Source organism: Lentzea alba (genome assembly GCF_047445655.1).
Lineage (GTDB): Bacteria > Actinomycetota > Actinomycetes > Mycobacteriales > Pseudonocardiaceae > Lentzea > Lentzea alba_A.
Genome location: NZ_JAJAEG010000014.1, coordinates 99,768 through 111,251, shown reverse-complemented (window position 1 = coordinate 111,251; position 11,484 = coordinate 99,768). Strand labels below are relative to the sequence as shown.

At 68.6% G+C, this 11,484-nt stretch carries 11 protein-coding genes; 6 read left to right on the top strand and 5 right to left on the bottom strand.

Going from position 1 to position 11,484, the window contains the following annotated elements:
- A partial coding sequence (locus LFM09_RS23805; RefSeq protein ID WP_414098740.1) for an NAD(P)/FAD-dependent oxidoreductase occupies positions 1–1,164 on the top strand: 1,164 nt, incomplete at its 5' end.
- 83 nt (positions 1,165–1,247) lie between these two features.
- Here LFM09_RS23805 and LFM09_RS23800 read toward each other — a convergent pair.
- Positions 1,248–1,853: a response regulator transcription factor gene (locus LFM09_RS23800; RefSeq protein ID WP_414098739.1), complete on the bottom strand. Its 606-nt coding sequence runs from the start codon at positions 1,851–1,853 to the stop codon at positions 1,248–1,250.
- Between the two features lie 108 nt (positions 1,854–1,961).
- On the opposite strand from LFM09_RS23800, the gene LFM09_RS23795 reads away from it, so the two are divergent.
- Both LFM09_RS23795 and LFM09_RS23790 read left to right on the top strand, forming a co-directional pair.
- On the top strand, positions 1,962–2,549 hold the full coding sequence (locus tag LFM09_RS23795; RefSeq protein WP_414098738.1) for a flavodoxin family protein: 588 nt from the start codon (positions 1,962–1,964) through the stop codon (positions 2,547–2,549).
- A 5-nt stretch (positions 2,550–2,554) separates the two neighbouring features.
- Complete coding sequence (locus tag LFM09_RS23790) at positions 2,555–3,562, top strand: ketoacyl-ACP synthase III family protein (protein WP_414098737.1); 1,008 nt, start codon at positions 2,555–2,557, stop codon at positions 3,560–3,562.
- A gap of 37 nt (positions 3,563–3,599) precedes the next feature.
- On the opposite strand, the gene LFM09_RS23785 is transcribed toward LFM09_RS23790, so the two are convergent.
- The 4 genes from LFM09_RS23785 to LFM09_RS23770 all read right to left on the bottom strand — a co-directional run bounded on the left by LFM09_RS23785 (position 3,600) and on the right by LFM09_RS23770 (position 9,081).
- A complete protein-coding gene (locus tag LFM09_RS23785; protein WP_414098736.1) occupies positions 3,600–5,861 on the bottom strand; it encodes a sensor histidine kinase in 2,262 nt (753 codons plus the stop codon).
- A 102-nt stretch (positions 5,862–5,963) separates the two neighbouring features.
- Positions 5,964–6,608 carry a hypothetical protein gene (locus LFM09_RS23780; protein WP_414098735.1) on the bottom strand — a complete coding sequence of 215 codons (645 nt, stop codon included), beginning with the start codon at positions 6,606–6,608 and terminating at the stop codon, positions 5,964–5,966.
- A 29-nt stretch (positions 6,609–6,637) separates the two neighbouring features.
- Complete coding sequence (locus LFM09_RS23775; RefSeq protein ID WP_414098734.1) at positions 6,638–8,902, bottom strand: TOMM precursor leader peptide-binding protein; 2,265 nt, start codon at positions 8,900–8,902, stop codon at positions 6,638–6,640.
- Positions 8,899–9,081: a hypothetical protein gene (locus tag LFM09_RS23770; RefSeq protein WP_414098733.1), complete on the bottom strand. Its 183-nt coding sequence runs from the start codon at positions 9,079–9,081 to the stop codon at positions 8,899–8,901. Before LFM09_RS23770 ends, LFM09_RS23775 begins: the two co-directional genes overlap by 4 nt.
- Positions 9,082–9,302: 221 nt before the next feature.
- On the opposite strand from LFM09_RS23770, the gene LFM09_RS23765 reads away from it, so the two are divergent.
- The 3 genes from LFM09_RS23765 (at position 9,303) to LFM09_RS23755 (ending at position 11,483) form a co-directional block, all read left to right on the top strand.
- Positions 9,303–10,112: an AfsR/SARP family transcriptional regulator gene (locus LFM09_RS23765; RefSeq protein WP_414098732.1), complete on the top strand. Its 810-nt coding sequence runs from the start codon at positions 9,303–9,305 to the stop codon at positions 10,110–10,112.
- A 158-nt stretch (positions 10,113–10,270) separates the two neighbouring features.
- Positions 10,271–10,522 (top strand): acyl carrier protein, encoded by a 252-nt coding sequence (locus LFM09_RS23760; protein WP_414098731.1) that lies wholly within the window; start codon positions 10,271–10,273, stop codon positions 10,520–10,522.
- A 25-nt stretch (positions 10,523–10,547) separates the two neighbouring features.
- Positions 10,548–11,483 carry an aromatase/cyclase gene (locus tag LFM09_RS23755; protein ID WP_414098730.1) on the top strand — a complete coding sequence of 312 codons (936 nt, stop codon included), beginning with the start codon at positions 10,548–10,550 and terminating at the stop codon, positions 11,481–11,483.
- Position 11,484: the final 1 nt, after the last annotated feature.

Below are 11,484 nucleotides of genomic sequence, written 5' to 3'. Positions count from 1 at the left end.
GCGGTGTCCCTGCGAGAACAGGCACCCCGCGGCCCCATCACCCTCATCGGTGACGAGCAGGCCGCCCCGTACCAGCGGCCACCGCTCACGAAGGCCTATCTGGCGGGGGAGACCGACCTCGCCGGGTTGGTGCTGCGACAGGACTCCTACTACGACGATCACGGCATCAAACTCGTCAAGAACGAGCGCGTGATCGGCGTCGACCGGCAGGCACGGGTGGCCGTGCTGGGTTGTGCCCGCACGATCTCGTACGACCACCTGGTGTTCGCGACGGGAGCGCGGCCACGGCCGTTGCCCATCCCCGGCGCCGAACACGTGCTGAACCTGCGCACCGTCAAGGACGCGGACGCCATCAGGGCCAAGCTCGACGGCGAGATCGGACTCGACGTCGTCGTCATCGGCGGTGGGTTCATCGGCTTGGAATTCGCCGCCGTGGTGCGGAAACTGCGGCACGAGGTGACGGTTGTCGAGACCCAGTCGCGGGTGATGCAGCGGGCCGTCTCCGCGGAGATCTCCCAGCACCTCACCAACCGCCACCGCTCCGAAGGCGTGCAGATCCTCACCGGCACCGGCGTCCACGCGGTCAGGGAGGGCTTCGTCGAACTGAGCGACGGCACCGTGCTCGTCGCGGACCTCGTCGTGGCCGGCACCGGAGTCATCCCGAACACCGAGGTCGCGCAACGAGCGGGGCTGGCGGTCGACAACGGCATCGTCGTCGACGCCCACCTGCGCACGGTCGACCCGCGCATCCACGCGGTCGGCGACTGCGCGAGGTTCGCCAGCGCGCTCACCGGTGGGCTCACCCGGTTGGAATCGGTGCAGAACGCCACGGACCAGGGCACGACGGTCGCGTCCGCGATCCTGGGCAGCGCCGAGCCCTACACCGCCCTGCCGTGGTTCTGGAGCGACCAGTACGACGTGAAGCTGCAGATCGCGGGCCTCGCCGACGGCCACGACCGCACGGTCACGGTCGGCGATCCGGCGGAGGGCCGTTTCTCGGTGTTCTGCTTCCGCGACGACCGGTTGATCGGCATCGAGGCCTACAACCGCCCGATCGACTTCCTGATGGGCCGCCGGATCCTGGAGGCGGGCAACCAGCTCACCCCGGAGATCGTGGCCCGGCCGGGCTTCGACCTGCGCACCACCGGCCAGCAGGCAGCATGATCATGCCCCGCCTGGAGTGCCATGAGGGTGACTCTCATGAACCTCAGGTCCATGAGAGTCACCCTCATGGCACGCAGAGGGGGTTAGAGCCAGCCGGCTTCCTCGGCGATGCGGATGGCGTCCACCCGGTTGCGCCCGTTGAGCTTGGTCAGGATCGTGGTCATGTAGTTGCGGACCGTGCCGACCGAAAGGGACAGCGCCACAGCGATGTCCGGCGCGTCAGACCCGTTCGCCGCCAGCCGCAGCACTTCCAGCTCGCGGTCGGTCAGCGGGCACTCGCCCCGGTCCCACGCCGCCAGTGCGAGCTGGCTGTCCACGACGCGTTCGCCGGCGTTCACCCGGCGGATCGCGTCGGCCAGCTCCGACGGCGGCGCGTCCTTGAGCAGGAACCCGTCCACGCGCGCGGCCAACGCCCTGCGCAACGTCCCCGGACGGCCCAACGACGTCAGCATCAACGTCCTGACCTGCGGCATCGTCTCGCGGATCGTCGAGGCGGCACTCAGCCCGTCGAGGATCGGCAGGTCGATGTCGATCACGCAGACATCGGGTTTGTGCTGACGCGCGGTCGGCACGATCTTGTCGCCCGAGCTCACCTCGGCCACGACCTCGATGTCCGGTTCGAGGTTGAGCAGCGCGATGAGAGCACCGCGCACCATGTGCATGTCCTCCGCGAGCAGAACCCTGATCATCGCGCCCCTCCGCGCGACACCATATCTCCCAACGTTCATGTCGCGCTCCACGCCACATCGAGGCGACCCGACAAGGGTGAACCGAGCTGCCTTGCGAAGGGATGCGCCATGGACCGCAGCGTCAACGTGACAGTCGCGTACTACTCCTCGACGGGAACGATTCACCGGCTGGCGACCGAGATCGCCGAGACGGCCGAGAAGCACGGCGCCGAGGTGCGGCTGGTGCGGGCGGCGGAGCTGGCGCCCGCGGCCGCGGTGCAGTCCCGTCCGGCCTGGGCCGCGCATCTCAAGGACACCGAGGACGTGCCGATCGCGTCGGTCGACGACGTGCTGTGGGCCGACGCCGTCGTGTTCGGCACGCCGACCCGGTTCGGCAACGTGTCCGCGCAGCTCAAGCAGTTCATCGACACGCTGGGGCCTGCCTGGTTCAGCGGCCTGCTGGCGAACAAGGTCTACAGCGCGTTCACCTCCGGCGGCAGCATCCACGGCGGCATGGAGACCACGCTCGTGTCGATCTACAACATGGTCTGCCACTTCGGCGGGATCATCGTGCCGCCGGGAGGAGACCTGAATCCCTACGGCACCTCACACGTCCTGGGCGCGGACAACAAGCCCGTCTGCGACGTCGCGTTGCGGGCGGCCCAGGTGCAGGCGGAACGCGTGGTGCGCATCGCCCGCGCGCTGAAGGAGGTCTGACCGCAGTGCGAGTGAAGGACATTTTCGTCAGTGGCAACGGAGTGCGGCTGCCCGAGACGTTGATGGTCGCGGACGCGATCGCATCGGGGGAGTGCGAGCCGAAGCTCGTCGCACGAACGGACGTCGAGTCGGTCGCCGTGTCGCCGCACGAGTCGGCGGCCGAGATGGCGGTCGCCGCGGCGCAGATCGCGTTGAACCGCGCGCGATCCGGGCCGGACGACATCGAGCTGATCCTGCACGCCACCACCTACCACCAGGGCCAGGACCTGTGGCCGGTCGGCTCGTACATCCAGCGCGAGACCGTCCGGAACAACTGCCTGGCACTGGAGATCCGGCAGATGTCCAACGGTGGCATGGCCGCGCTGGACCTCGCGGTGTCCTACCTGGCCTCCAGGCCCGGCAAGGACGCCCTCCTGACGACCTCGGACCGCTTCTGCCTGCCCGGCATCGACCGGTGGCGCACCGACCCCGGCACGCCCTACGGCGACGGCGCGTCGGCCATCGTGCTGACCAGCCGCGGCGGGTACGCGAAGCTGCTTTCGTTGGCTATCAATGCAGACTCGGATCTGGAACCGCTCCACCGCGGTGACGTGCCGTTCGGCCTGGCGCCGTTCTCGCACCGCATCCCGGTGGACTTCGAGGAAGCCAAGCACACGTTCAGCCGCGAGTTCGGGCTCTCCTACGGCATCAACAAGGCCAACGCCGGCCAGATGCGGTGCGTCGAGGAAGCACTGTCGGACGCCGAGATGAAGATCGGTGACGCCGACTGGGTGATCCTGCCGCACTTCGGCCGGCGCCGCCTGGACGTGAACTACCTGCGGCCGTACGACATCGCGCCGGAGCGCACCACGTGGGAGTGGAGCCGCACGGTCGGTCATCTCGGTGCCGGCGACCAGTTCGCGAGCCTGGACCACCTCGTGCAGTCCGGCAAGGCCGAGTCGGGTCAGCGGATCGTGATGTTCGGGGTGGGTGCCGGTTACAGCTGGGGTTGCGCGGTTCTGGAGATGGTGTAAAACCGAAATCTCCCCAACAAGAAATCCCGTTGAGCACTCAGTTGCTCAACGGGATTTCCGCGCGCAGCCGGAACGTGTGGTCGGGTGTGAGACCGGCGTGCAGGTCACCGCCGAGCGCGCGGACACGGGTCGTGAGGTTGCCGATTCCGCTGCCGTCACGGGACTTCCTCTCGTTGTTCGGAATCCCGTCGTTGACGATGTCCATCGTGACCAGGTGCCGCGAGCTGCTGAGCACGATCTCGCAGTGCTCGGCCTTGCTGTGCCGCAACAGGTTCGTCACGCCCTCGCGCAACACCGTCGCCAGCGTCACCTTCACGTCCTTCGGCAGCTGGTCGCACGCGTCGATCCGGACGGTCACCTCGATGTCGGCGGCGGACAGCAACGCCTGCGCCGACTGGGTCTCCTCGTCGAACGACAGCTCCCGGTAGCTCAGCGCCACCGACCGCACGTCCGCGAGCGCCTGCCGGGAGATCTCCAGGACCTCGCCGAGCTCCTGGCGCGCCCGGTCCGGGTCGATCGTCACCAGCCGGTGCGTGAGCTCGCTCTTCAACGTGATCGCGGACAGGCTGTACCCGAGCAGGTCGTGCAGGTCGCGCGCGAACCGCAGCCGTTCCTGCGTCACCGCCGCCGTCGCCAGTTCCTCACGGGCCTCGTACAGCTCGGTCAGCATGGAACGCAGGCGGGTCAACGCGTACAGCACCAGGCCGTGGTTCGTCGCCGCGATGACCGCCCACGTGACGCTCACGGTGTTCTCACCGAGAACCGTCGAGATGACGCCCTGCCCGATGACGACCGCGACGAACGCCACCCAGCCCACCCGGCGCGGCAGGAGGATCGCTGCCGCACCGCCGAGGAAACCGGGCACACCACCGAGGTAGGGGTTGCCGAACACGAACTGCGGCACGTACACGCAGACGGCGATCCCGGCCAGTGCCGCGTAACCGAGCGCTGGGCTCGGCCCGGCGCTCGGGCGGCTCACGACGCCCAGCACGAGCGCGGCGATCAGCGCGCTGCTCACCGCGGCGGTCGCGATCCCGGCCACTCCGACCGTGGCGTAGTCGTAGGACGCCAGCAGCGTCGCCATCAGGCCGTACCCGATCACCACCACCGTGAGCAGCACCTGGGCGAACCGCGTGGCGATCGGCGGGGCCTGAGTGCGCGGGCCTCGCGCCGGCTCCTCGGGGGCGGGCTCGGCCGGTACCTCGGCGTGCAGCCGGTAGGTGCCGTCCGGCGAGGTCTGCGCGAGCAGCGAACCACCGAGGGCGCTGGTGCGGGTGGCGAGGTTGGTGAGACCGCTGCCCCGCTCGCCGCCGGCCTCGGCGGGTGCGCCGTCGTTGGTGATGTCGATCGACACGCAGCCGCCGGCGCCGGAGATCGTGATCTCGCAGCGGGTGGCCTCGCTGTGCCGCAGCAGGTTCGTCACGCCCTCGCGCAGCACCGTCGCGAGCACGGTTCTCGACCGCGGGGAGAGATCGGTGTGGTCGACCTCGATCGTGACCGCGACGCCCGCCGCCGTCAGCACGGACCGCGCCGACTCGATCTCGTCGGACAGCGACAGCTCGCGATAGCTCGACGCCACCGCACGAACGTCCGTCAACGCCTCGCGGGCGATGCCGAGGATCTCCGTCAGTTCCCTCAGGGCGCGTTCGGTCTGCTCACCGAGCATCCGCCGGGCCAGCTCCACCTTGAGCGTGATCGCCGACAGGCTGAAGCCGAGCAGGTCGTGCAGGTCGCGGGCGAACCGGAGCCGCTCCTGCGACACCGCGAGGTCCGCGAGCTCGGATCTGGCGGTCTCCAGCTGCTTCACCAGCGTCGGCAGCCGTGACAGTCCGTAGACGACCAGGCCGGAGACCAGCGACGTCATCACGTAGTAGGCCAGCCCGACGGGCGGGATGCCGTACTGGATCTTGGTCGCGGCGTTGGCGAGCGCCACCGCGCCGAACACGAACCACCGCACCCGGCCCGGCAGCACCAGAAGTGCGCTGCCCGCGAGGAAACCGGGCATGCCGCCCCACGCGAGCGGGAAGAAGGGCACCGGGACGAACACCAGCAGCGCCAACGCGCCGAGCGCCAGGTAGGCCTTGGCCGACCGCAGATCCGCGCTCGGCCGGGAGAACACCCGCAGCTGCAGGTACCCGATGGTGAGCAGGCAGGCGAGCGAGCCCGCGATCCGCGCGGGGGTGGCGCCCGCCTGCAGGACGTACATGAACGCGTTGCCGAGGTAGCCGGCGAACACCACGCTGATCACGACGTACGCCAAACGACGGGACACCGATGAGCGTTCCTGTCGCAGCGTCACAGCAGCAGCTCCCACGCGAGGGTCGGGACGCGGCCATGATACGGGCGCTTCCTGGGAAATCTCGCGTTTTGCGATCCGCGATCGGAGCAACATGACGGCGGCTCAACACCTCGCGACGACGACGAGCCCGGCCCCCGCCAGGTAGGCGACGACGTCCGCGACCAGAACCTTCTCGACCTGCAACGTCTCGGCCACCTGAGCGATGGTGGTCTCGTTGTCCAGCATCGACTTCGCGATCTCCGTGGCGGGCGCGCTGTGCAGGATCACCTGATAGGGGCGACCCGGACAGGCGAGCGCCTGGTCGCCGTTCAGCCGTTCGATCTCGGTGCCCGGCCGCATGGTCACGACCTCGTGCTCCGCGATGTGCGGCAGCGTGAAGACGGCGTCACGGGTCACCGCGACGACCGACAGGATCGGCCCGGCGCCGTCGTTGAGCCCGAGCGACGGCACGACACAGCCACCCAGCTGGTCGAGCGTGTTCTTGAGCTTGCGCCAGATCAGGCACGGCCCGGAACCGTTCTTCCACCGCACGAAGTTCTCGTGCAGCGCGGAGATGTTCTCCAGCGCGACCGGGCCGAGGCTCATCCGGTGCAGTGCCTCGCGGACCAGTGGGCTGGTGTCGGCGATCTCGATGGCGCCCCACCGGCCGTGCACGGTGAGGTGCTCGTTCCCCTCGTCGATGAACGCGTCCTCCAGCAACGACCACAACGGTCGGCCGGCCGGGACGTGCGACTGGGTGGTGGTCACCGCGGCGCCTCCGCTCTGGCAGTTGTGCATCACATGAACAGCGGGATCGGGTTGAGCTCTTCGTAGCGGCGAGGCGTGGAGAGTCGACCCAGTTGTACCGGTACGTCGTAGAGGCGCCCTTGAGCGAACCTCGACCAGAAGTGGCGCAGTCCCGGCACGACCACGCGGACGACCGGCAGCCCGATGTCGGGCCGGGTCTGGTCGAGCACCAGCACCTCCATCCCCTTGGCTTCGAGCACGTCCCGGACGGCCTGGATGTCGTCGAGCAGGTCCGCCCGGTGGGTGTGGCCGTGGTGGAAAACGTCGTGGGCCGGCACCGCGGGGTCGGGCGCCAGCCAGGGGTGCTCGGCGAGCCGGACGGTCTCCAGCCAGTGCCGCATGTCGACGTCGAACCGGGACAGGTCCACCGGCTCGCACAGTGCGGGCATGCACTGGTTCAGCTCGGTGAGCGCGCGCCGTGCCGCGATGCGCGGGTCCAGGTGCGCGCCGCAGCCGAACATGATGTCCTCACGCGGGCCCCCGTCCGTGCGGCGGGACACGGCGACCATCGACGGAATCCCGAGATCCGCGGTGACGTCGAGCAGCCACACCTCGCGGCCGAGGCTCGCGTGCACCTCGCGCAGCTCGTCGATCCACGGGTCGTGGAACGAGTCCAGGTCCACGCCCGGCAACGGCGTGCGGTTGTACCACCAGATGGCGACCGAGTCCCGTTCGACCAGCTCCAGCAACGCCTGCAGGACCGCGTCCTCCAGGCTGCTGCCGGCCGCGCAGCCGTTGGAGTTGGACGTGACACTGTCCGGAGTGGACACGCCGAAGTAGCACATCGCGGTCGGCAGCAGCTTGTGCCGCCGCTCGGTCAGCGACCACAGCGGGGTCCAGTCGATCACCTCGTCCTCGTCGAACGGGGTCGTGACGTACTGGAACGACGAGTGGCTCGCGTTCCACGCCTCCCGGTTCTCGAACTGGCGGGGGTGGTAGTGCTGCACGGTGTCGGGGTGGATCGCGAGGTTGCCCAACGAGCGGTAGCTGCCGCGCACCCGTGCCTCTTCGCCGAAACACGCGCCGCTGCGCCGTTCCACGGCTTCGCAGAGTGCGCCGACCTGGGCGTCCAGCGGCGTCACGCCCTTGCCGCCGGTGTCCGCCCGCAGCGTCGAGCGCAGTCCTTCGACGCCCTCGCCGGCGGCCGCGACGTTCGAGCCGGACACGAAGGAGTTGAAGAACTCCGGCCCGTTCTCGTCCCGGCGGATCTCCCTGACGATCCCGGTGACGGGACCGACGAGGTGGCGGTAGGTGTCGAGCATCTCCTGCGGGGACGACGACCGGTGGCCGCCGCCCTCGCAGGAGCGCTTCACGCGACTGAACAGTTCGACCGGCTCGAACGCCCTGCGCGCGACGATTTCCGGGTCACCGCAGTCCGGGCACTGCGGACGGTGCCGCACCTCGTGCTGCGTGACCTTCATGCTCAGGCTGTCGTAGTTCCAGATCGACCGCTGCGTCTCGTGGCGGATTCCCGCGAGCCACTTCGCCGCCTCGACCGACGCGATGTCGAGCGCCGTCGCCTGCAGCGACGGAAGCCCGATGGCCGGGCGCGGTGCGGGACCACGTTGTCCGCACCGCGCTCGCACGTGGGCCTCCGCCTTGCGGTTCACCGACAGGCGGGTGGCCAGGCAACGCCAGCAAGGGCCGTCGCCGGGGGTGAAGAACGGACCCACGCACACCTGCGCGCCGACTGGCTTGACCAGCAACCACGGGGTGCCGGCCGCGCGGTGTGCGGCGTCGATGTCGCGAAGCTCGGAAGCCAGGTAGTCCGCACACGCGACGACCGTCAGGTCACCACTCCCCGAGGTGACCGTGAGTTCGTTGCGGTGCAAGGCTTCCACGAGCGCATCGCGATCGGTGCCGTCGATCGCGACCACGGAGACCAGCGACTTCGTCGTCGCCGCCACCGCGTCCGCCGGATCGAGGCCCACCGCGTCCCAGTACGCGAGTGAGGCCTCTGCCGTGGCCGAACCGTCCTCCGTGCCCCGCCTGCCGATCAGGCCCGCCGCGGCGAGCCGCGTGAGCATGCGACCCACCTTGTCGGCGGTCAGACCGGCGGGAGCGTCGCGCAGCAGTGCGGCGAGATCGCGGGTGCCGTCGAGCAACGGCGCCAGCGTTTCGACGTGGGTGCCTGCAACAGCCGTTACCCCGGACTCCCCGAACAGGTAAACGGCTTCACCCTGAACTATCTGCGGCCGGAGGTGTCGTTTGAACCCGATGCGTTGCTCGCCCGGTTCGGCCTGTTCGCGTCTCATGCCGCGAGAACCTCTTCATCTGCCTGGTAGCACTTGCCCGGTGCGCAGAAACCGCTGTTGAAGATGAGTGTCCAGTCCATCGAGGCCTCACGGTCGAACTGGTAGATCTTCATGTCGTCGGACTCGTCGATGTCGGTGGTGACGGCTGCCAGGTGCTCCACGGTGACGGTGGGGTACATGTGCATCTCCGATGTCGGGTCGGGGTTTGCGTTGCAATTGGATGGGGTAATTCTGCTGACCAGCGGTAATGGGTCGGTAGTTACCGGCTAATGCGCCCCGGTATGAAGTTTTCATACCCGGCACGGGCAGAACTCACCTGACATCGATGGCCTGTGCACTAACGCGTCCTCATTGGGCCGAGCAGACTAACCAGGTGCTTGGAACCGAAGGAGGGGTCGCGATGCAGATCAAGGTCCTGGGGCCGGTCGAGGCCAAGGTGAACGGTCGCTCGGTGACGCCCACGGCGGCCAAGCCTCGGCAGATCTTGGCTCTGCTGGCGCTGCACTCCGGACAGGTCGTGTCCGTCCCCACGCTGATCGAGGAGCTGTGGGGCGACCGCCCGCCGCGCAGCGCCCGCACCACGCTGCAGACCTACATCCTGCAGCTGCGCAAGCTGATCGGCGACGCGCTGTCGTCGTCCGGTGAGAGCGGCGCGAAGGAAGTGCTGGTCACCCGCTACGGCGGCTACCTGCTCGACGTGCCGCCGGAGTCCGTCGACGTGCACGAGTTCGAGCGCCTGGCCCGGGCCGGCCAGCAGGCGTACGAGGTCGACGACTTCACGTCCGCGTCCCGGTTGCTGCGCCAGGCGTTGGAGATGTGGCGTGGCCCGGCCGTGGTCGACGTGCGGCCCGGCATGCCGCTGGGCATCGAGGTCGTGCGGCTGGAGGAGTCCCGGCTCGGCGTGCTCGAAGCACGCATCGACTCGGAACTGCGGATGGGCAAGCACAAGTCGTTGCTCAGCGAGCTCTCCGTGCTGACCGTGCAGAACCCGATGAACGAGAACCTGTGTGCGCAGTACATGATCTCGCTGTTCCGCGCCGGCCGGCAGTGGCAGGCGCTGGACGCGTTCAAGGCGCTGCGCAACACCCTGATCGAGGAGCTCGGCGTCGAGCCGTCATCGCGTCTGCAGGGCCTGCAGCACGCGATCCTCACGTCCGACCCGCGCCTCGACAGTGCGGAAACCCGGCACCTGCAACGACTTCTGGCCTGAGTTCGGCTCCAGCGGCCCCCTCCACACTGTGGCGGGGGCCGTTTTTCTTTGTGTGGCAACGGTTTCTTCGAGGGCATCTCCAGTGGCTTACCAGTGCGCGCTGGCAACCTCAGTCGTGGGCGCGCGGAAACCGCCCGCTGGAGGAAAGGAAGCTAGCCGTGAGCGCACTGACCATCGAGGGCCTCAAGGAGATCCTCAACGAGGCCGCGGGCGACGACGACTCGTTCAAGCCGGGCCAGGACATTCTCGACATCCCGTTCCTCGAGCTGGGCTTCGACTCGCTCGCCCTGCTGGAGACGGTGGCGCTGATCAAGCGCAAGCACGGGGTCTCCGTCGCCGACGACGAGATGGCGTACATCGAGACGCCACGCCAGTTGCTGGACAAGGTCAACAGCCAGATCGCGGCCTGACGGCGACTCGGGAACGGAGACGAACATGACGCACACCACCACGCACACGGTCATGATCGGTGCTCCCGCCAAGGTGGTCTACGACCTGGTCGCGGACGTGACGACCTGGCCGTACACCTTCGGACCCACGGTGCACGCCGAGGTGTTCGAGCGGGACGGCTCGACGGAGCGGTTGCGGTTGCACGCGTTCGCCAACGGTGACGTGCGCACGTGGACGTCCCGGCGCGAGCTCGACCCGGCGAACCTGCACATCTCCTTCGAGCAGGAGCGTTCGGCGGCACCGGTGAAGACGATGGGAGGGGAGTGGCGGATCGTCCCGATCGCCGACTCGGCGACGCGGGTCGATCTGCTGCACCACTTCACCGCCGCCCAGCCGGAGGCGGTCGACCTCATCCTGAACGCGGTCAACAACAACAGCGACGCGGAGCTCGCGGCGTTGAAGCGGGCGGCCGAGTACGGCGACGACTACGACAAGCTCGTGCTGTCGTTCTCCGACAGCATCACGATCCACGCGAGCCGCAAGGACGTCTACGAGTTCCTGTACCGGTCGGACCTGTGGCCGCAGCGACTGCCGCACGTGGCGCGGCTGGACCTGAAGGAGGCCGTCACCGGGGTGCAGTCCATGGAGATGGACACACGCAGCCCGGACGGGTCGATCCACACCACGCATTCGGTGCGGGTCTGCTTCCCGTACGACAGCATCGTCTACAAGCAGACGGCCACACCGCCGATCATGGCGGCGCACGTCGGGCGGTGGACGTTGCGCGACATCGGCGACGGCATCGAGGCCGGCATCGAGGCGACCTCGCACCACACGGTCGTCATCCGGCCGGAGGTCGTGCCCGAGGTGCTGGGCGCCGAAGGGACTCTGGAACGCGCCCGCGAGCTCATCCGCCACGCGCTGGGGACCAACAGCCTCACGACCCTCCGGCACGCCAAGGAATTCGCCGAGAACGGGTGAG